Here is a 22,837-nt window from a genome sequence, read left to right as displayed (position 1 = left end):
CGCGGTGCATACGATCGAGAAAGGCACGATTGATGAAGCCCAAGGCCGTCTTCTGGGATATGGATGGAACCCTTATCGACTCCGAGCCATATTGGCATCAGGCTGAAATCGAAATAGCGCATGCGCATGGTGGTGAGTGGACGGAGGAACTTGGCTGGCAGCATTCAGGCTTTCCTGTCTTGGTGTGCGCCCAGGCGTTGATAGACCACGGGACACGGCTTCCTGCGCCTACGATCGCCACGATGATGGTCGAACGGGTCGCTGAGCTTGAAGAGGAGCGCATGCCTTGGATTCCAGGTACGCTCGAGCTTCTCGTTGCCTTGGCGCAACAAAACATACCATCGATTCTGGTGACGGCTTCCCCACGTCGCATGGCCGAAGCGGCAGTTCGTCAGGCTCCTGAAAAGGCGTTTGCTGGCTTTGTCTGTGGAGATGACGATCTGCCCAAGAAACCAGATCCCGCTCCCTACCTTCAGGCGTGCAAGGTGGCTGAGGTCGCACTGTCTGAGATTCGCGAGTGCATCGCCATTGAAGATTCGAAACCGGGCTTGCAATCGGCGGCCGCGTCGGGCGCTACGACGATTGCGATTACAGGGTACTCAAGAAATTCCAATTCCGATGGACCACAGTTCGCATCGATTGAAACATATTCCCAGATCAGTGTGGCAATGATGTCCGAGCTCATCACGATGCGTGGCTCTCGAATCCGATGACAGGCTGGGTGGATGACGACGCGCAGTGCCGCCACTGCGGGCTGGCTGCTGTGGTGGATTCCCCCAATTGATTCCTGCGGAATCAGGAAAAGCTTTCGACAATGTTCGGATCGGGACGCGAGACGCATTGCTGATCTCGCATAAGGTCTGCGCAAAGCCAGCAGTGCGGACGGTCGCCCTTCCCCTCGCACCTGGTTTCAGATGGTATCGCCCTCCCAAACGGGCAATCGTCATCGTCATGATAGAAACGGCATCGGCCACCAGTTCTGGTGTAAAAAGGCTGACACTTCATCGTGATCACCTCGGCTTCGTGTAGGCATATTCAATGGTAACTCTGCGATGGCGAGATTCCGAGAGAACACGCAGGAGTCTGTGCGGCGGCGCAACGCAATGCATATAAGAGTTCCCCCACCCATCTGTGGAGATGGGTGGGGGAACTCTCATATCACTCGTCGGATGGCGTCGAGCAGCTTTTCATCGATCATTCACCGATGTGGCGCCGATCGCCTTCCGGCTACGCGTGATGCTTCAGCGGGCTGCATCCTTTGCGTCGTTCTTGAACTCGACGCCCTTCTTTTCCGCCTCGGCCTGAGCGACCTTGGCATTGGCCTTCAATTCATCGCCTTTATCCGAAGCGATGTCCTTCACTTCATCGGCCTTCTCAGAACCAGTCTTCTTTGCATCTGCAAATTTTTCGCTGACTGCATCCTTCAAGTCTGCTGCAGCTTCGGAAACCTTATCACCGGCGTCTTTGGCAGCTTTCTTGGCATCATCCATTAATCCCATTGCAAACCCCCTTCGCTTGTTGAATAATTCACTTTTGAATATACAGGCTGAGCCTTCAAAAGTGTCGGATTTGGTTGTTATTGGAGTGTTATCAGCGGTTAGCTGAGAAACACCGCACCTTTTCGAGCCTGTCTGCACTCAGAAGGCATCATCTATGTTCGGTTCGGCAATGACCTTGATGTTCACGAATTCGTGAATGCCGAGATCGATCAGTTCATGGCCGTATCCGGAGCGATTCACGCCACCGAATGGAATGTCGGCCTTCACGCCGGTTGGATGGTTGATGAACATCATGCCGGTCGTGATCTTGCGCGAGACGTCCCAGGCGCGAGCGGAATCCTTGGTGAATACTGAACCGCCGAGTCCGAATGGTGTGCCGTTGGCAACCTTGATCGCCTCGGCCTCATCCTTGACCCGATAGATCGAGCTCACCGGTCCGAACATCTCCGTTGTATAGGCTGGGTTGTCAGGTGTGATGTCGGTCAGGATCGTTGGCTGATAGAAGGCTCCTGTCTGTGGAACCGGATCTCCGACCTTCTCTGCATGGGCGCCATTCCTGACGGCCTCCTTGACCTGCCTGTCAAGAATATCAACGGCGGATTGCGTCGAAAGCGGTGCGAGCGTCGTGTCTGGATCAAGCGGATCGCCCATCTTGAGCTTGGCGACGCCTGCCCGGTATTTCTCAAGGAATTCATCGTATAGTGATTCGACCACGATGATGCGCTTCGAGGAGACGCAGACCTGGCCACCGTTCCAGTGACGACCCACGACTGCCCAGTTGACTGCCTTGTCCAGATCGGCGTCTTCGAGAATGATGAATGGATCCGAGCCGCCAAGCTCGAGCGTGCTCTTCTTCAGATATTTGCCTGCCGTCGATGCGACTGCAGCGCCAGCGCCTTCGCTGCCAGTGAGCGCAACGCCCTTGACGCGTGAATCTGCAAGAATCAGTTCGTTCTGGTCATGAGATGCGAACAGATTGGTGAAGACGCCGTCTGGCAGTCCCGCCTCCTTGAACAGTTTCTCGAAGGCCACGGCTGAACGGGGAACGTTCGAAGCGTGCTTGAGCAGCAGGGTGTTTCCTGCAATGAGTTGCGGCGCGGCAACGCGAACGATCTGATAATAGGGGAAGTTCCAAGGTTCGACCATGTAGAGCACGCCAAGTGGTTCGTAGTCAAGCTTGACCTTGCCATCGGGGAATCCCTCCACATGAATCGTGCGAGGCTGCAGTTCCTCTTCGCCATGTTCGACGTAATAGTCGAGCATCTTCGCGGTGAGCTCGACTTCCGCCTCAGCCTCGCCAAGAAGCTTACCCATGTCTGTGGTGAGAATGCGTGCGTATTCGGTATGGTTCTCTCTGAGAATTCTGGCAATGTTCGCGAGAATCTCAGCGCGTTTCGCGAATGATGTCTCCTTCCATGATTGGAATGCTTCATCTGCCTTGGTGATGGCATTTCTGACTTCATCGTCAGTAGCCGTCTCGAACGATTCAATAAGTTCACCGGTATACGGATTAATTGATTTATATGCCATGAGCCACTCTTCCTTGGGCGATTGTGTCGCGTGTAAAGGTCAGATTCTTCATGTGTTGTGCGCGGTCTTGACAAGCCCGACGCAGCATGTGAATCGTCTGCGGCGGGGAACTGAATAATGGAAAAAGATGCATCACTGGCCCCCTTGCCTGAACTCATTATGCACCCATTTGACCAGAATCAGGATGAAGTGTAATGCAATAGACATTTATTTGCCAACGGCGAAGTTGGCACGTCAGTTTTCCTGCAGCCTTTGAGATTGGGAGTGAATGGGTGAAGGACGATGCCGCTTGATCAGGGCCATCTGAGGCATGAGTCACTGGAATCGGGAATGCGGCCGCGGACTCATGCGACATGCGCATTCCCCTCTGCGATGCTGCGCCCCGATGGGGCTGTCTTTGTCTCTGTGACTGGGCACAGTGGATTCTATTGGCGTGTGGATTGAAATGCGCGCCACATCTTCGAGGACAGGCAAGAAGTTGATCGGAACATGACAGAATCGAACGAATCTGGTGGGAGCGGCATTCCATCCGCGATTGAGATACGAGGCGCTCGCAACCATAATCTGAACAGCGTCAGTCTTTCGGTTCCCCTTCACCGACTTGTCGGAATCGCTGGGGTGTCGGGTTCTGGGAAATCGTCGTTGGCTCTGGGCATCCTCTACGCGGAGGGGTCGAGACGGTATCTCGATGCCCTGTCGACCTATACGCGCAGAAGGATGACGCAGGCCGCGAGGTCTCAGGTGGATTCCGTCAGATATATTCCCCCGGCTTTGGCTCTGCGGCAGAGACCGGGCATCGGCGGCGTGAGGTCGACGTTCGGGACATCCACCGAGCTGCTGAACGTTTTGCGACTGATGTTTTCGCGTCTGGCATCGCATCGTTGCCCGAATGGACACTACAACAAGCCGACGCTGAATGTCGCCGCCGAGATTCCATTCAACTGCGAGGTGTGCGGTGCTGCCATGCACGCTCCGAGTGCAGAGGAGCTGGCATTCAACTCCCTGGGAGCCTGCCCGAAATGCCAGGGTACGGGAATCGTGCGGGAGATCGATGACTCCACGATTGTTCCCGACGAGACGATGACCATCGATGAAGGTGCGGTCGTTCCCTGGCGAACCTTCGGGTTCAACGTGCAGCCGGCCATCGTGCGTGAGTTCGGCGTTCGCATCGACGTGCCATGGAATCAGCTGACGAAGCGTGAAAAGGACATCGTCTTCAATGGTCCTGAAGAGAAGAAGCACATCACCTTCACTTCGGTGAAAGGCGTCCATGAATTGGATTTCACCTTCCGCAACGCACGGCTCACGGTTTTGGACGAGCTCAGGCGCGCCAATGACGAGAAGCGTCTGGCAAAGGTCTCAAAGTTTGTGGTTGAACGCCGATGCCCTGCCTGCGATGGAACAAGACTGTCTGATGCGGCCCGCGCACCTCGGATCGAGGGAAGCGGATTGGCGGAGGTGACTTCGTGGCCATTGCTGAAGGTGCAGGGATGGGTGCAGACGGTGCCCGCCCTTTTGCCGGAGGACATGCGTGCCATGGCGGATGACCTTGTCGAAGCCTTCATGCTGATGAGCAGAAGGCTTGTGCAGCTGGGACTTGGATACCTGTCCCTCGACCGCTCCAGTGCCTCGCTTTCAACCGGTGAGCGTCAGCGGGCGCAGCTCTCCAGGGCCGTGCGAAACGAGACCACAGGAGTGCTGTATGTGCTTGATGAGCCATCGACGGGCTTGCATCCCAGCAACGTCGAGGGATTGATGGGTGTGATGCGCGATTTGCTGGCAGATGGCAATTCGGTCGTTTTGGTAGATCATGATGTCGGCGTGCTCAGGAATGTCGACCACCTGATTGAAATGGGTCCGGGTGCGGGGAGACTTGGTGGAAGGGTCATCAGCCAAGGGACGCCGAGTGAAGTCGCCGCCAGTCCGAGTTCCCGAATCGGTGGCTTTCTGAACGGCTCAGAGCCAGTGCTGTGCCGTGTCCGAAATCCTTCTCATCTGCATGACCGGGAATGCGTGCATATGACAACCAGTCCGCTGCATACGGTGCATGCCTTGGATGTGCGGATGCCGAAGGGCAGGATGACTGCCGTGACCGGCGTATCGGGTTCCGGCAAGACCACGATGGTGCTTGAATCGCTGGTTCCGGGCCTGCAGGCAATCGCTGATGGCGAGAAGCTGCCGGAGCATGTGCGTGAGCTGGAGCATGCGGGAATAACGCGCGTTCGCGTGGTCGATTCGACGCCTATCGGCATCAATGTGCGCTCGACGGTCGCGACCTATACGGGCATCATGGGTATGCTGCGGCGTGCGTTCGCAGCAACCGATGATTCCCGCGAACTGGGATATGGACCTTCCGACTTCTCATACAACACTGGATCGCTGAGATGCGCGCAATGCGATGGCACAGGCCAGATAAGCCTCGACGTGCAATTCCTGCCGGACGTAACGATTACCTGCCCCGCGTGCGGCGGGTCGCGCTACAGGGATGACATCGATAAGGTCCATCTGCATCTTGGCGCGGACCGTCAGGAACCCGGATGCACCTTGCCTCAGCTGCTCGATATGGGCGTGGACGAGCTGGCGGAATCGTTCGCTGCTCGACCGATCGTGGATGACCATGTTTCCGATGCGCTCCTTCGCCGCATTCGCAAGGCTCTGGGCACGCTTGAGGACCTCGGTCTGGGCTATGTGAAGCTTGGGGAAGATACGCCATCGCTCTCCGGCGGAGAGGCCCAGCGGCTCAAGCTGGCCAATGAATTGGGCAAGAGGCACGCGAGCACGATGTTCGTGCTCGATGAACCGACGACAGGCCTGCACCCGCTCGATGTGCGCACGCTGCTGGCGGTGTTGCAGAGACTGGTCGACAAGGGGGCAACGGTCGTCTTCGTCGAACATGATCTTGACATGATTGCGAATGCGGATTATGTGATCGATATGGGACCTGGCGGCGGAGAGGCCGGCGGCCGCATCGTCGCAACCGGTACGCCCGAGGAGATAGCCGCAAATCCCCGGAGCGTCACGGGAACGTATCTTCGCAGGCATCTCGCAGCCAGCCCATCCAATGCCGAGGAGCGATGATTCCCAAAGCGCGGCGGTTTTTCATCGACCCCGAGTTTTGCGGCAGATTCTGGGCAGACGGATCTCAAATCCATGAAATGTGACCGGGAAATAGCCAGAGATGAGCAGGGGTTGTTCATGTCGGCCGCAAAACTCGGAATCTCGACTGCGACTTGGCATCATGGCTTGGATCATGTGAAGCAAGAAGTCTGTGATCGAAGTACGATTGAAAGCGCTTACACATAGATATGTAACTGGTTCATGTTAAAAAAGCATCAATTCTGTAAGCGCTATCATGTGTTTACCTAAACTTCATGTTCCCTTATCCCTCCTTTCATCTGCAAGTCGTCGATTCAAGAGTGTCTTCCTATAGCCTTATCTGGGGTTTTACCGGATCAGGGGATTCGCTGATTGAATTCGATCGGTTTGAGGTGTGAGGGGAAGCATGAAACATTCACGAACAGGCATGCTATGCGTTGCGATGATTGCAACGATAGGAACTTTCTTTGCAGGTATGCCAGCATCGGCAATGGCCGCAGACGATACGTCGTCCACGCAGACGACGGCTCAGAATGCGTTGAGCCAAACGGCGGATTCATTGAAGGATGCCTCATCCACATCCATACAGGAGCTCGTTTCGACTGCAAGCTCCAACCATGCGGGATCGGGTTCGGAATCGGTCTCGCAGGTCAAGGACAACGACGAAAGCACCAAGTGGTATGAGGGCGAGGCCGCCCCGACTTCGGCATCGCCGGTATATGTGATCTATTCGCTGAGCAAGGCGTCTTCGGCATACGGATACACCATCACATCGGGAAATGACTCTCAGAACAGGGATCCAAAAAGCTGGACGGTCCTCGGAAGCAACGACGATGCCGCGGCGGCGGACGCTTCGTCGTCCTCATGGAAGCAGCTCGATTCACAGAGCGGTCAAAGCTTCTCCGACCGCCACCAGGTCAGGGGATTCCCGATAGCCAAGCCCCAGGCATACAAGTACTACCAGCTGAGAATCACCGATAAAAGTGACGGCACCAGCACCAACCAGCTTCAGATGGCCGACTGGACCCTCGTTGGCCAGCAGCAGGGAATGGATGTCTCAGGTCTGCAATCCGAGGATTGGGAATACTGGGACACCACGGATTCGACGAAGTCGACGAGCGATCCGACGCATGGTGCGAGTGATCGCACGTCGTGGACGACCAGCGTTTCCGATGCAGACGCCTCGGCGGGCTGGAAGAGCGGAACCGCTTCCTTCGGCGTGAAGAACAGCAATAACAGCGATACCGCAGACCTTGGAGACGGATTCACCGCGAATACGGTCATCAAGCGTTATCTCGGCGCTGACGGAATCGTCCCCGCCTATTTCTTCAAGCGTAGCTTCGCCCTCGATTCCACCCAACTTGCCAGCATCGGTGGCCTGATCGGACAGATAACCTTTGACGACACAGCGACGGTCTATGTCAACGGCACTCGAGTCGCCGGTTTCAATGACGGCGACGTCGATTCGAACACCACCCCTCTGAACTTCGGTGGGGGCGAGGATCCGCAGACCGCCCTATTCAGCATTCCGGCCTCGGTCTTGAAAGCCGGCGACAATGTCATTGCAGTGGAGGTCCATCAATGCAATGGCACAAGCTCGGATGCCTATTTTGACATGCCGCAGCTCTATGCGACTTCTGACTATCTGTCATTCTCATACACGAATTCGGAATACACGGCTCAATATTCTTCGAGTACCTGGCCAGCGACATCAGATGGGAAGGACTATTGGGTCGATCTGCTCAAGGGCTATACCGATTTGAGTGACTCGCCGAGCGTCTGGAGCGGCAAGACGGTTGAACCCGGTGAAAAGCTTACAGCGCTGAACGATAAGAAGATCGTCCAAATAAATAACACCGCATCGACCGCACAGGTCGACAAGGCCATAAACGATGCGAATAATTCGCCGGTCCAGACCATGAGTGACGCATATGGGACGAATCTAGGCAGTCTTTATCTCAAGGCCATGTCTTCAGGCAAGCTGCCCAAGACGGCGCAGGTGCTTGCCATGGTCACGAGCGGCATCGACGGCCATGACGCCGCAAAGAACGAATATAAGGAGGCCAGACCGTATCAGCGGCTGATCGGTCGCATCGATGAGAAGAATATCGGCTATGGCTTCTCGAACGACTCATTCCCGAGCGGACACACCACGGCGGGCTATGTTGCCGGAACCACTCTGGCGACTCTGCTGTCTGAACTGGCGCCTCAGATGCTTCAACGCACCTCGGAATATGGCAACAATCGAATCGTGCTCGGTTTCCACTACCCGATCGATGTCATGGGAGGCCGCATGGGAGCGCAGGCCATGATCGGATACCGTTGGAGCGATCCTGAATTCCAGAAGCTCTTCCAAGAGGCCCATCAGGAGATGGAATCGGTGCTGCTGGGCCAGTGCAGGATCGCAGGGTATGGCGATTCGATCGCATCGTGCGCCGGTGATGTCGCGACGGACACGCAGGCGACGTCGACGTACACGGACAGGCTTACCTATGGTTTCCCCCAGGTTCAGGCGAGTGGGGCTTCCCTGATCATTCCGACCGGTGCCGAGGATCTGCTGATTACCAAGTACCCCAATCTGAGCGATGCGCAACGCAAGTCGATTATCGAGCAGACCTCATTGGATTCGGGGTATCCACTCGATCGTTCCAATGAGAATGAGGCAAGCTGGGAACGCATCAATCTTGCCGCCGCCCTCAGCGCGCATGTAACGGTGAACGCAGACGGCTCGGTCACGGTCGAGGAGCTGCCTTCCACGAATGTGGCTCTGTCTTCGATTCAGGTCAAGGGCGTTTCAGCAGACGTGGATGAGGCGTCAAGCAGCGATGGCACAACCATCGAGGTCAACGGCGCTGCAGGCATAACGGCAGACGACGTCAAGGCGACCACGGCGAATTCGAAGGCTACGGTGAAGACCTCGGTCAGCGGCGGCGCAGTGACCATCGTGGTGACCGCAGCTGATGGATCGAGTTCCCATACTTATGTCGTGAAGTTGAAGGAGGCGGTTCAGGTCGGTGCAATGTCTCAGTATGTGGACCCATTCGTATCGACAGCCGATGACGATGGCAATGACATGCCTGGAGCCGAGGCGCCGAATGGATTGGCAAAGGTGAATCCTCTGAGCACCTCCAACCGCAACCACACGGGGTATAACTATTCGTCGACGCAGATATCCGGCTTCACGAATGACAATCTTGACGGAGTCGGCGGATCGGGTGGCGGCGGAGACATCTTGGTCGTTCCGACATCGGTTTCATATACCAAGCGTCCTGCGACGGCATCGTATGCCCACTCCTTCTCGCATGACAAGGAAAGCGCAACGCCGGGATACTATTCCGTCGATCTGCGTTCCAGCTCAGGAACCGACTCGGACTTCAAGCAAGCCGATGGATACATCAATGCACAGGTGACTGCGACGACGCGGACGGCAATGCACGAATACACCTTCCCCCAAGGTCAGCGCCAGTCAGTGGTGTTCGACCTGAAGAATAACTTCACCTCGCGCATCGCATCCTCGCTGAGCGTGCAGAAGCTCGATGACGGCACGATTGCCATATCCGGCAAGGTTGAAGGTTCGTTCAACGGTCCGAACTACACGCTGTATTATTATGCGACGACCGATCAGCCGGTCGATTCGGTGCAGACCTGGGGAGATGGCGGCTCTCTCCAAGACATCGCCGATTCGAGTTCCGCAACGGAGCAATCCGGTGTGGATACGGGCGCCGTACTTAACTTCGGCACGTCGACAGGCAAGCCGGTCGATCTGCGCATCACGCTGTCCCCGATAAGTGCAGCGCAGGCAAAGACAGACCAGAAGGCAGAGGTCGGATCGAGCACCTTCACCCAGGTGCGCCAGAATACTGCAGACAGTTGGGAGAGCCTGCTCTCGCGCATCGACGTCACGGCATCGTCGACCAATGACCCTGACGGCACGCTCAAACGCCTCTTCTATACGCATCTGTACAGTACGCTTGCTGTGCCGGTCAACGCGACCAGCACATCGGGAACATATCGAGGAGTCGACGGCGTTGTGCATAAGGCCAATGGCTATACGGAATATGATGGGTGGTCAGGCTGGGACGACTTCCGAAAATTCTCGGTCATCGCGTATCTCTACCCTGAAATCTATCGAGACATGGCACAGTCGCTCATCAATATCTTCGCGGACACGCAGGCCGCAAGCGATACCAAGCTGCCGGGAGATCTGATGCAGTCCGTGCCAACGGTCCGTTTCGAACGCTCCGCGGTTATCATCGCGGATGCCATATCAAAGGGATACACAGGTTTCGAAAATCTGTCGCAGGCGTATCCTGCATTGCAGCGACTTGTCGGCAGCTACACCGCCGATGAGTTGAAGGCGGGCTATATCGCCGATCACCCGACTGACTCGCTGCAGCGCGGTTACGACGACTGGGCGATGTCGATCATTGCCACGCGGCTGAACAAGGCTGATGACGCCAAGAACTATGCGCAGCTCGCGGCACTTCCCCTTGCGAACCAATACAAGGAAGATGCGTGGACTGCGGCTGATGGGACCAAGGTGAACGTCCTATCGTCGAAGAACAGCTCGGGTGCATTCGCGAACGACGATCTCGAACAGTTCCAGGCAGCAAACGCATATCAAGGAACGCTGTGGCAATACAATTGGTATGACGCCTATGACATGGCAGGTCTTCAGACTGCCATGGGTGGCAAGACCGCAATGACCGATGCCCTCCACCACATGTTCGGCGAAGACGGCAATGACGATCCTTCCAGCATCCTGCATTCCAATACCAATGAGGTGGATCTGCAGACGGAATACCTGTTCAATTACGTAGGTCAGGCGAGCAGCACGCAGAAATGGGTGCGTCAGATATTCACCGAGCCCTCGTGGAACCGATACATTGCAACTGGCAGCACCGATGAGTATTCGAGCAGCAATGGCGAATTCACGCCACCGATAAAGGCCAGCGTCTATAAGCTGTCGCCGCAGGGATTCCTGCCGACGATGGACAATGATGCAGGCACGATGTCGGCGACCTTCGTCGCCTCTGCCATCGGGCTGTTCCCCGTGACAGCGGGATCGTCGCAGTATCAGATCGGAAGCCCATTCTTTGACAGCGTGAAGATCAAGCAAAGCGATGGTCGAAGCTTCACCATCAATGCGAAGGGCGCCTCCTCGTCCAACTATTACATTGGTGGAGCCACACTGAACGGAAAGGCCTACAACAACACCTGGGTGGATTACAGTGAACTGCTTGCAGGTGGAAGCCTGTCCTTCGACATGCAGTCGACCGCGTCGGATTGGGGTTCGAATGGTGCGGCGGCATATTCGCTGAGCGATCCAACCAGCACGGGAGCATACGAATCGACATACCGTGCAATGGTTGACAAGACATCGATAACCACCGATGAAACGGGTAGGATCAAGGGCTCGTTCAACTTCACGCTGCCCAACGGCATAGCATTCGCCACGAGTCAAGTCGTGCGCGAAGATCCGCTGTCAAGCGGTGCCATGACCGTTGTCGGTCTGCCTGGGACAGTGAAGGTCACGGCCCGGATCACCGGCGATCACAGCTTGACTGTGCAGCTCGATGGAACCGTCGAGGCAGCCACGAACTTCCACATCGGGTTGACAGATGCCGCATTCTCGGACGGAGCGCTTTCCTCATCGCTCTCCGGCCCAGGCCTGAGCGTGCAGGAACCGCTGAGCATCGACATCACCAGCAAGGAGAAGCTCGATCTGCAGGGCATCGTCGATGACTTGAAGATCGAACAGGATGTCAGTTTCACGACCAAAAGCCATCAAGCCTTCTCCGATGCCCTGAAGCAGGCGCAGAAGGTGCTCGCCGACGCAGCCGCAACCTCCAGCGACGTGCAGTCGGCCGGCGAGAAGCTGCAATCCGCAGCATCCGCGTTGGCGATACATGGATCCGCGTTGCGCACCCTGCAGGCTGAGAGCAGCGATGCGTGGTCTGGCGGTGACCTGAAGAACGAAGCATATTACTCGGATGGTGATCTGGGAGGCGTCGCTGACGGTGCCTGGATCCAATACAATGACATGGACTTCGATTCGCTTGTCGCAGCCGCGAAGACTGGCAAAACGACGCAGATCACGGTTCGATATGCCGCGAACTATGCGGCGAGCGATACGCCAAGCACCGTCGAAGTCCATGCAGGGGACAAGGACAGCCCGGTCGTAGCGACCGTCGATCTGCAAGGAACCGGCGGATACGACAAGTATGCGAGTGTCGAAACCGAACTGAGCGCCGATGCGCTCGCAAAGCTCGCCGCAGCGGGAACGGTCTCGTTCGTGTTCCATGCTCCTTCTGGGCGCACGTGGGCATCGAACTTCGACTACTTCCGATTTGGGACGCAGACGGACGACAGCTCAGCGACCAAGACGCTTGAAGCCGAATCCTTCCAAGACAAGGGTGGTGGTACGAATCTTGGTGTCGAAACCGATACGATGAGCAACACTGGAAAGTCGCAGACGGTTCTGAAGGGGACCAGCAACGGCGACTGGCTGAGATACGACGACGTCGACTTCGGTTCCTCCGCCCTGCAGCGGCTGACGGTGAACTATGTCAACAACAGCAATCGATGCGGGACGAATTCAAGTATCGAAATGTATCTCGATGCGGCCTCGGAAAGTGATCTGGGAACGCCATTCGCCACCATCGCACTGCCTGCGACCGGAAGCGATTGGTACACCGAGGGCTCCACGACGGTGGATCTTCCAAGCTCGATAACAGGAACGCACACCGTGTATCTCAAGCTGGTCACCACTGCGGACAGCAGCCATCCTTACGTTGCCAACATCGACAGCCTGGCATTCTCGGAGAAGCCGGCGACGCTTGACGTGACCGCACTCAATCAGCAGCTTGATTCGGCGCAGCAATATGTCAAGGACAAGGCTCGGTACACGGATGTCGACTACGCCGCATTCGCAAAGGTCCTTGCCGCGTCGCAGGCGACCGTGTCCAACTCGGTGGCGACGCAGGCGGATGTTGACGAGGCGACATACCAGATGAAGGCAGCGATTCGGCAATTGATTCCGAAGGCACGGCTGCAGTTGGAATACGATATAGCGGATGCAGCTGATCTCGACTCGGCTCAATACACTGCGGACACCTGGAAGGTGTTCGATGACGCGCTGTCCAACGCAAGGAATGTGTCTGGAATCAGCACGTCGTCTGACGATGCCTTGAATGCGGCGGATCGGACCTTGGTCGGAGCGGAGAATGCGCTGATTCTTCTCTCGGATGTCACCATTCCAGGCATTCCGGAGGGAGTGAGCGCCAAGAGCAAGGGAAACGAGGTCACGGTTTCATGGAAGGTACCGGAGAAGGACGGATACTCCGCGATATCTGGCTATGATGTCCGCATCGATGGGGGAAAGACCCCGTTGCAGACCAATGCAAGCCAGCTTTCGCTCGTGATAGGCAATCTTTCCAAAGGCCGGCACACTGTCGAGGTGCGTGCACGCAATGCAAAGGGCGCGGGAGACTGGTCCGCTTCAGTCGGTTTCTCCATAGTGGCTGGGAGCAACTCCGGTGGCGACGATTCCGGTTCGGGGTCGCACTCGGGAACGGGGACAGGAACGGCAGGCGGGTCGTCATCGGGTTCTCAAGGTGGCACAGGCGCAGGTTCGAATTCGGGTTCGCAGCCAGGCAGCGGATCGTTCGGTTCCAATACGGGAATGGCTGGGTCTCAGGCTGGCGGTCTGGCAGGCAAGGTCGGAGAGCCTGGATCGGATGCCTCACGCAAGTCCGCAAGTGAGAATGCCGATTTGGCCACGACGGGAAGCCCACTCGCCATCATCATTGCCCTTGCGATGCTTCTCGGAGCGCTGGGAGCGGCATTGAGATTCTCAGGCAGATCACGAGCTGGAAGAGACTGAACCGAATCGGTGCCTTGCACTGAATGTCAATCGCCAATCAGCCCACGTTCGTTATTCAGACGTGGGCTGATTGTCACACGTCACTGCATTGGAAGTAATAGGATGGTCTGAGTCAGATGGAGGACGCATGCATACGCTTTTTCTAACTTCGATGTTTGCACCGATGGCCGCCAGATTCCATGATTTTGCCCGAGGTGACTGCACTGGTAAAAAGGCGTGTCTGATACCGACTGCGAGTTCAAGGCAGAAGGTGAGGCATTATGTCAATGCGGATCGATCGGCTTTGAAATCCTTGGGTATTCGCGTTGCTGACCTTGAAGTCTCGACCGCCAGCCCGCAGGAGATCCGTAGATGCATCGGGCAGAGCGACTATGTTGTGATAACTGGGGGAAATACGTTCTATCTGCTTCAGGAATTGCGTCGCAGTGAAGCGGACAAGGCCATCGTCGATCACATCGATGCTGGGAAAACCTATATTGGTGCGTCAGCAGGTTCGGTGATCCTTGCTCCTGACATCGGATACATCTCCCATATGGATTCCACGGATGCCGCTCCCGAGCTCGCCGGGGACTATACGGGACTTGGCGTTCTTGACTTCTATCTGGTGCCTCATGTGGGCAACTTTCCATTCAAGGCAGCTGCGAAGGCTATTCAGGATGAGTACTCGAGCAGCCACGACCTTCAGGGAATCTCAAATCATGAGGCCATCGAGATTCGGGACGGGGCGGAGCGGATCATAGGTGCCTGAAATGATTCCTTCGATCGGTGGATCCCTGTGATTCCTTTCAATGAAATATGTCACAAAAATATCGCTCCAAGGGTGTGGGACCTGGGAAATGCTCGCGTGTGGAGTAACCTTGGGCTAAAGGGGGATGACTATGGCAAGCGACAAGAATATAGATACGACCACTGAACACAACGATGAGGATGACTTCAAGGAGTCCGAGCAGAACGCTGACACCTATGGCTGGGGTGATGAGGAAGAGCAGGGACATGGGCATCTGAAGATGTTCTGCATCATTGCGGTGCTTGCGGGCATCGCTCTGTTCTTCTACTTCAAGTACTGCCGTGACGCGAAGGTCGAGATTCCAGACAATTGGCAGAAGACCATAGATCGCGGGAACAGGCAGGTTCGCAAGGCGGTGAATCAGACGCTGAGCAATGCAGGCACAGCCGTCGATCAGACCGTCAGGAGCGCAGGCTCTGCGGTTGATGGCGCGACTTCCAAGATTCGCGATTCAGTGCAGCAGATTCTTGACTGATTCATCGGTTCTTCGACATGTCTGAATGCGAATCCGGTCATTCGAAGCATCAGAATTCATGGATGGGGCGCGCAATGCTGTTATTGATTGCGCGCCCCATCATGCTGCGAAATGCAATGCTGTGCCATTGCACCGGGGCTGGCACCGATGCCGAGCAGTCCACGCAGGCGAACCAACCGGGAATTCGTGGCAGCGCGTTGCATCGATCTCGGGAATGGCGGCTGCGCCGAACCCTGCGTGGGCTTGCTAGGCGACGGTTCCTCGCGATCTCGTGGATGGGTGGGAATCCAGATATATGGTGCCGTTCACCACGTTGTCTAGACCACGAATGCGCTGATCGTGCGTGGCAATGAATAGTCTTGAATAATCCCGAAGCCAGAGGTATGCAAGGCGCTCCGGCGTTCCATTGAAGCGGTTGCCCTGAATGTGAACGGCTGAGACTGATCTGCCAGGAACATCGATACTGCTTCGTTCCTGATAGAGCTCGAACACGCCTCGCCTGGGAGCGAAATTCTCGAAGAGATTATCCGATATGGTGATGCCTCGCCAGCCGGAAGGCTTCACCATCCGATGGGAGCGGGCGTAGAACGCCACCCCCCAGGACGGCTGGGGCGTCTCGCCTGTCCATTTGAAGGTGTTGCCGATGATGGTGATGTCGTCGGCAGCGTCAAAGTGTATGACTGCGCTGTTATATCCCCCAGCGCCCTCGAAGGCAGCGGGGTCCTCGACGTAGTTGTTCGCAAAGAGGCCGTGGCGAATATAGCTGCTGAGTGCCGTCGTCCTTGCATATGCCATATGGGTTCCGAAAGGATCCGCTGCCGGAAGCAGCAGCTGGCCCGTCTTGCTGCGAAGCGGCAGGAATCGGTTGTGGATGATCGACATATTGGTGGTCGGAAGATTGTCAAAGACGGTCTGTCTGTCATAGTAGCCGCTTGCACCGAGGGCTGCGACATCCATCTGGAATGCTTCCTTGAATGTCTGTCCGCGGTTTGGCGAGCCAATCACGACACTGTTGCGAACCGTGACATTGGTACTTCCATCGACATCCAGAAGATGTCCGAATGGTCGCTGAACCATCATGAAGGTGCATGAATCGTAAGTGATGCGATTGGCGTGAATAAGAGGCTGATAGATGGTCTGCGTCGGAATCAGGTCATGGTATTCACCTCGGAAGGTGATGTTTCTCCACGTCACATCATGCATTCCGTCGTATCCTGTGGCACCGCCTGTCGGGTACCAGATGACCATGCCGCCATGAACCCCCTTGGGCATTTGGACGAATGATTCATTTCTGATTCCGAGCATCGTGATGTTGCTGACCATGTTGATGACTCCCCTGAAGGCGAAATGGCCTGCGGGGAACAGCAGGGTCTTCTCCACCGAGGTGGGCAGCATGTCAAGAATCAGGTTCAGCCGCGTCGTGTTGTTCCTGATTCCGTTCGCTACCAGTCCGGCATCCAGAGCATTGATGACATGGTGGTCGCCGACGTATGGGGTTCCCCACAGCACTCGCGGGGAATGTCTGAGGGTCAGCGGGATCGTCACGCTCGAACCGCTGATGCCGTCGATCTTCGCTCCCGGCATGGTAAGTGAGGTTTCCAGGTTCGTGCCGGTCGTCCAGCAGACGTACTTATCGGTTGCGCCCTTTTTGGCTATTCGGACGACATGGTCCGTGTCCCGCATGTTCGGAACAGACACCTCGCCAATCGGGTGGTACCCATCTGCATATTGGAGCTCGTTCGGAGTCCTTGCGTGGAGACGGTGGGCAGCCATGATCCGAGACGACGCAGAGGCGAGACGTTCGAGATGATGCGCCTCGTATGCGATCGCTCTTTTTGTTGGGATGAACAGCAGAAACAGTGCGATGGAGAGCAACAGGCATGCGCTCGATGAAGCGATGGTCAGCAGGCGGGAATCTCTTGCGGGGTGCAACGGCTGTGGCTGCTCTCCCCAGCCCTGAGGCTCTGTGCTCACGCTGTCCTCCCTATCCTCGATGGTTGCGAGGCATGAATTCCATTGGTTCCTGTGCCAATGCCCGCTGGTATGCGGTTCATCCGACAGCCCTGACATATCGGAGTAGACGTCAGCGATACGCGCAAGCCTTTCGTCGTGCAGTGCAACTCAGGAAGTCAATCCGCAACCACATGATATTCAAACAGAAAAAATGACGGTGGTCATCCGGCCCATCAAACATTCCCACACTCTTTGCATGTGGATTATTCGACTGATATGCGTCTGCGGCGAGCAATGCGGATTCAATCCGCCCCATCGATTCGCATCCGGCCTGCCGTCTGACACGCATGTCGATCGCCATGCTGCATGCAAAGGGGTGATGTGCATGATTCACGGTCAGGTGACCGACCATCCCGGAAAGGACGGCAACGAGTGTGAAAGACTGGGCAGGTGCAAGGCGCTGAATCGTTTTTTCGGACTTGGAGATGATGAAATGCAAGCTAGTCTAGCTTGCCATTGGTCATTTCGGACAATCAATATAGTGAACTATGTCTCATTCCCTATGATGAATCGTTCAACGCGTATCCCTGATGACTGAGGGATAACATGCATTGCATGGACTTTCCATGCCAAATGGACATCGGAAAAATGCCTAGTGGCACTTGACAAATATAATTTTCTGAAGTGCCATTTGTGCTATTCTTTACTTTCTGGGGGACGCTGGCATTTCTGGCCGGCTTCATTGTTAGAAACACCTTATCGATACTCGAAGGCTAAGGCCCCGACCGGATTGATAGGGTCAAGGGGGATGTATGAAAAAGTCTTCAAATTTAGCGAAGACAGGGATAGTCAAGAGAATCGTGACTTTCCTGGTGGCTTTGGCCACATTGCTCGTGGTATTCCAGACTTCAAGCGGAACGGCACTGGCAGATGACACGACGCCAGGGGTAACAACTGGCACCATTAACACCAATCTTCCCGATGATTCGAACGGAACGATCATTGACACAGCAAAGGCGACATTCACCGATGCCAATGGCAATGAGGTAGATTCATCGCAGGTCAATGCTGGGACCAACGTTGATTTTAAATATACATGGAGCGTTCCTGATCCGTTGGCAGACGGCACCAGACTGAAGGGTGGCGACACCTTCACCTTCAAGATGCCAGCGAACATTGACTATCACACCGTCACGAATGGAAAACTTGGCGATTATGGCACCTATACCGTTGACGCCTCAGGCAATGTGACCTTCACCTTCAATGACAATGTTGACGGAGTGGACGACGTTTCTGGAACCTTCGAATACAGTTCCTCGATTTCTCAAGAGACGACGACAGGTGAACAGAGCTTCGACATTCCCACAACGAGCAACGAACCTGCCATCCCATACTTTGTGCAGCCAACTGGCGGCACCGACATCGCAAAGGCCGGAACGCTGAACGGAGAGACGAACGGCAAGAACCCTACGGGCATCACATGGGACGTCACCATCAATACAAGCTTGCAGACCCTGACCAACGCGACGGTCACTGACCCCATGCCGAGCTCAACCGAGGATTCCGTTGCTTCCACGCTGAAAAGCGTTGCCGTATACCCAGTGACCGTTGACACGAAAGGCAACGTGACGTCAACCGGAGCTGCCCTTACAGAAGGCACGGACTATACCGTGGATGCCGCCGGCAAGGTCACGTTCATTGGCAAGTATGCTACTACAAGGGATGCGTTCAAGATCGAATATAAGTCCGATATCGACACCTCCAAGGTGCCAAAGGACGGCGGGACCGAAACATTCAAGAACACGGCCACGTTGAACAATGACGGGAAAGATTCGCCAGCCTCTGCATCAGTGGCTGCAAATTATGGCAAGTTCCTCGACAAGAGCTTCGATGGTGCGGACAATGACGGAAGCCAGAAATATAACTGGCATATTGACTACAATGGTCAGGACGCGACTCTGTCGGCCGACAATGCAGTGATCACCGATACGCTCGACAAGGGGACGTTCACCGGAACTCCTGTGCTCACCTATGCGGATGGAAGCACGGTTGATCCTGCAGACTACACGATTGCCTATAACGCAGACCACAACCAGATGACGGTGTCCTTCGTCAATGGATTGGACAAGGCCGTAAAAATCGCCTATCAGTCAACCATCAGCGGTGCGATTGATGACAGCGACAAGGATGGAATTACCAATACGGCTTCGAGCGATGACGTTACGAAGACCACGAACTCCGGCTCATTGGGACAGCAGGGCCTCACCAAAACCCGTGGATCCGTTGATTACAATACCAAGCAGGTTGCATGGCATTTTGACATTAACCAAGCTCGTCAGAATATGAGCAACTGGATATTGACAGATACAGTCCCCGAGGGCCTCACCGTAGACATGAGTTCGTTCGTGCTTAAAGATAAAGATAAGAACGTTACCTACGTCAATGGTACAGACTATGAAGTCAAGGCGACTGCTGATGGATTCACACTCGAATTTCTTGGTGACTTGAAGACGTCCGCACCAGATTGGTACACCCTCAGTTACAACACTTCGTTCGACACACTGAACTTGCCCAGCAATAAGGATTGGAAAAATAGCGCTGAAGCGCAGTGGACCGACACTAGTGGCTCCACGCATACAAATACCGGCTCGGCAGACTTCTCCCCAAATGACAGTGCACAAAACGATGGAAGCAAGTCGGGGAGCTATAACGCGACAACCAAGGACATCACCTGGACCGTTGTTGGAAATTACAATCAACGGACGCTGAGCAACGCGTCGATCACCGATCCGATTCCTTCCACACAGACCTATGTCCCTGACAGCGCCAAGGTGTTCGAGGCAACGATCAATGCCGACGGATCATATTCCCTGGGCAGCGATGTCACCTCTTCGATCAGCCCGAGCTTTGATTCTGATTCCAAGACGGTGACCGCAAAGCTTCCTGATGACAGCACCAAGGCATACGTCTTGCAGTTCGAAACGAGTCTCGACAATCAGGTACTTTCAGATACGAAGGAAAGCAACACTGCAACATACACCAATAACAAGATCGACAACGAACTTGACGCTTCGATCAGCGTTCCCAATGGCAGCAACTATGTTGACAAGTCTGGCACCGCTGATTCCACGGATAGCTCATATGTGAATTGGAATGTCTGGATCAATAAATCGCAGTCCACTTTGGAAAATGCGAAGATTGTCGATAATCCAACGTCGAATCAGATCGTCGACCAGAGTTCAATCAAGATCTATCCGGTGAGTGTCTCCGCCGATGGGCAGACATATACTCCTGATACCAGCAAAGCTCTTACGCTCGGCAAGGACTACACCGTCGATCTGCAGACAGTGGCCGCGACTGGCGTACAGACCTTGACCATTGCTTTCAGCAATACGATTCATACTGCATATGACCTGCAATATCGCACGTTGGTGAACACGCCGCTTAAGAATGATACGGTCAGCAACTCGGTGACAATTTCCGCTGACAATCTGGAGCAATCGCAGACCAGCAAGTCCAATAACGTTGCCGTATATAACAACAACGGTTCGGCAGACGGCAAGAACACCACTATCGAGATCAACAAGATCGACGCCGAGACCAAGGCTGCCCTGTCGAACGCTTCCTTCGCACTCTACAGCGTCGACTCCAATGGCCAGAAGGCCACGCTTCTCAAGACAGGCACGACGGACAGCGATGGCAATCTGACCTGGGGCAACATGGTTTCCGGCAAATACATCCTTGTCGAGACCTCTGCTCCTGCGGGATACACCATCTCTGACAATTTGAAGAACGGCGTGACATTTACCGTGTCGTACACAACCGCTGCCGCAAGTTCTTCGCCAAGCGATGTCACCTGCTCGGTTGATACCTCCAGCAACACCAATAAGTGCACAGTTTCGGATCAGGAAACGACCGGCTCGGTCGTGCTGACGAAGACCGATGGTGATTCCAACAAGCCTTTGGCTGGTGCGGTGTTCGATGTGTATTCGTCCAATGACAGCGCCACTCCGGTGAAGTCTGGTGTGACGACTGGCGCTGATGGTAGGGTGACGGTCGATGGTCTGCTGCCTGGCGACTATTACTTCGTCGAGACGGCGGCTCCTGCTGGCTATGAGCTGAGCGGCGATCATGTTCCGTTCACGATTGCGTTCCAGAGTCCTGTGACGGTTGCGACGGCTTCGGCCACGAACGCCGAGAAGACTGGTTCGGTGGTGCTGACGAAGACCGACAGCGATACGAACAAGGTTCTTGCCGGTGCAACGTTCGATCTGTACAAGGCTGATGGCACGGAGGTCAAGACGGGTCTGACGACTGGCGCCGATGGCACGGTGACGGTCGATGGCTTGAAGCCCGGCGACTATTACTTCGTCGAGACTGCGGCTCCTGCTGGCTATGTGCTCAATGATTCGAAGCTGAACTTCACGGTCGAGCTTCAGACCACTGCAAAGGTCGCCACAGCCTCCGCAACGAATGCAGAGAAGACTGGTTCGGTGGTGCTGACGAAGACCGACAGCGATACGAACAAGGTTCTTGCCGGTGCAACGTTCGATCTGTACAAGGCTGATGGCACCAAGATTCAGACCGGTGTCAAGACTGGTGAGGATGGTACGGTGACGGTCGATGGCTTGAAGCCTGGCGACTATTACTTCGTTGAGACCAAGGCTCCTGCTGGCTATGTGAAGAGCGGCGCCAAGTGGGTCTTCACGGTGGATCTTCAGACGACTGCCAAGGTTGCGAATGTTTCCGTGACCAATGATGAGATCACTGGGTCTGTCGTCCTGACCAAGACCGATGGAGCGACCGGCAAGACGCTGGCTGGAGCTGTGTTCAGCCTCTACAAGGCTGACGGCACGAAGATTCAGTCCGGTCTCAAGACAGGCGCTGATGGCAAGGTAACGGTCGATGGCTTGAAGCCCGGCGACTATTACTTCCAGGAAACCCAGTCTCCCAAGGGATACAGGTTGAACGCCGCCAAGCTCAAGTTCACCATTGAGTTGCAGGTCAAGAGCATAGATGCGACGGTCAATGCCAAGAACGACAAGATTCCTGCAGGCGCACAGCAATCCTCCGGCGAATCTCCACTGGCAAAGACAGGAACCGCGATTGCAGGTGTGGCGGGCGTTGCGGTCGTGCTTGCATTCCTTGGATTGGGCTCGGTCTTGGCGAGGTCGAGGTACTCGACAAGAAAGCACTGACGGTCAAAGAGACTGTCGCGCGGATGAACGACACGGCATGAGGGATTGCCTGACGATTGCAATCCTCTTGCCGCGTCGGGGAGTTCTTCAGCACGGTCGGCGCTCTGTCTGATATATGCATGGCACCCATGCCACATTGTTGGCATGGGTGCCATGCCGTCGTTGAGGACGATTACATTGGATTCTCTCCGACTTGACGTCAAACGTTTGACGTAATAATCTCTTTCCCAGTACGACGAAGTCACGGTAACAATGCAGTTACGGGATTGCTGGGGGAAATGTGTATGAGAGTGCATAAGCCGAGATTTGACAATGGGGAGCGAAATATTGGGATCACGCAGAAGACGCGGTTTCTTCACCGCTGTTCCAGGCGCATGCTGGCAGCCGCGGTCTGCCTTGTCACCGTCCTATCGA

At 55.4% G+C, this 22,837-nt stretch carries 9 protein-coding genes; 6 read left to right on the top strand and 3 right to left on the bottom strand.

Going from position 1 to position 22,837, the window contains the following annotated elements; all coding sequences use genetic code 11:
- Positions 1-32: 32 nt before the first annotated feature.
- Positions 33-713, top strand: a complete 681-nt coding sequence (locus QN062_RS05715; protein WP_369340887.1) for an HAD family hydrolase — start codon at positions 33-35, stop codon at positions 711-713.
- Between the two features lie 528 nt (positions 714-1,241).
- Here the strand turns inward: QN062_RS05715 and QN062_RS05710 are convergent.
- Complete coding sequence (locus QN062_RS05710; RefSeq protein WP_369340886.1) at positions 1,242-1,637, bottom strand: hypothetical protein; 396 nt, start codon at positions 1,635-1,637, stop codon at positions 1,242-1,244.
- On the bottom strand, positions 1,638-3,029 hold the full coding sequence (locus QN062_RS05705; protein WP_369340885.1) for an NAD-dependent succinate-semialdehyde dehydrogenase: 1,392 nt from the start codon (positions 3,027-3,029) through the stop codon (positions 1,638-1,640).
- A 489-nt stretch (positions 3,030-3,518) separates the two neighbouring features.
- On the opposite strand from QN062_RS05705, the gene QN062_RS05700 reads away from it, so the two are divergent.
- From QN062_RS05700 to QN062_RS05685, 4 genes are all read left to right on the top strand, one after another.
- A complete protein-coding gene (locus QN062_RS05700; protein WP_369340884.1) occupies positions 3,519-6,107 on the top strand; it encodes an excinuclease ABC subunit UvrA in 2,589 nt (862 codons plus the stop codon).
- A gap of 424 nt (positions 6,108-6,531) precedes the next feature.
- The gene (locus QN062_RS05695) at positions 6,532-14,010 is read left to right on the top strand and encodes a glycoside hydrolase domain-containing protein (protein WP_369340883.1); all 7,479 of its coding nucleotides are present in this window, start codon (positions 6,532-6,534) and stop codon (positions 14,008-14,010) included.
- Positions 14,011-14,137: 127 nt separating this feature from the next.
- Complete coding sequence (locus tag QN062_RS05690; RefSeq protein ID WP_369340882.1) at positions 14,138-14,758, top strand: Type 1 glutamine amidotransferase-like domain-containing protein; 621 nt, start codon at positions 14,138-14,140, stop codon at positions 14,756-14,758.
- Between the two features lie 130 nt (positions 14,759-14,888).
- Complete coding sequence (locus tag QN062_RS05685) at positions 14,889-15,272, top strand: hypothetical protein (protein WP_369340881.1); 384 nt, start codon at positions 14,889-14,891, stop codon at positions 15,270-15,272.
- A gap of 246 nt (positions 15,273-15,518) precedes the next feature.
- Here QN062_RS05685 and QN062_RS05680 read toward each other — a convergent pair whose 3' ends face one another.
- Positions 15,519-17,246, bottom strand: coding sequence for a hypothetical protein (locus QN062_RS05680; protein WP_369340880.1), 1,728 nt, complete (start codon positions 17,244-17,246; stop codon positions 15,519-15,521).
- A 791-nt stretch (positions 17,247-18,037) separates the two neighbouring features.
- Here QN062_RS05680 and QN062_RS05675 point away from each other — a divergent pair.
- Complete coding sequence (locus QN062_RS05675) at positions 18,038-22,423, top strand: SpaA isopeptide-forming pilin-related protein (RefSeq protein WP_369340879.1); 4,386 nt, start codon at positions 18,038-18,040, stop codon at positions 22,421-22,423.
- Positions 22,424-22,837 lie beyond the last annotated feature (414 nt).

The organism is Bifidobacterium sp. WK012_4_13, from assembly GCF_041080835.1.
Classification (GTDB): domain Bacteria; phylum Actinomycetota; class Actinomycetes; order Actinomycetales; family Bifidobacteriaceae; genus Bombiscardovia; species Bombiscardovia fermentum.
This window is presented reverse-complemented; position numbering and strand designations above follow the sequence as displayed.

Bases quoted from the DNA above. Each gene is read 5' to 3' on its own strand.
- QN062_RS05700 (WP_369340884.1), top strand. From the start codon at position 3,519: ATGACAGAATCGAACGAATCTGGTGGGAGCGGCATTCCATCCGCGATT.
- QN062_RS05715 (WP_369340887.1), top strand. From the start codon at position 33: ATGAAGCCCAAGGCCGTCTTCTGGGATATGGATGGAACCCTTATCGAC.
- QN062_RS05690 (WP_369340882.1), top strand. From the start codon at position 14,138: ATGCATACGCTTTTTCTAACTTCGATGTTTGCACCGATGGCCGCCAGA.
- QN062_RS05695 (WP_369340883.1), top strand. From the start codon at position 6,532: ATGAAACATTCACGAACAGGCATGCTATGCGTTGCGATGATTGCAACG.
- QN062_RS05705 (WP_369340885.1), bottom strand. From the start codon at position 3,029: ATGGCATATAAATCAATTAATCCGTATACCGGTGAACTTATTGAATCG.
- QN062_RS05675 (WP_369340879.1), top strand. From the start codon at position 18,038: ATGAAAAAGTCTTCAAATTTAGCGAAGACAGGGATAGTCAAGAGAATC.
- QN062_RS05685 (WP_369340881.1), top strand. From the start codon at position 14,889: ATGGCAAGCGACAAGAATATAGATACGACCACTGAACACAACGATGAG.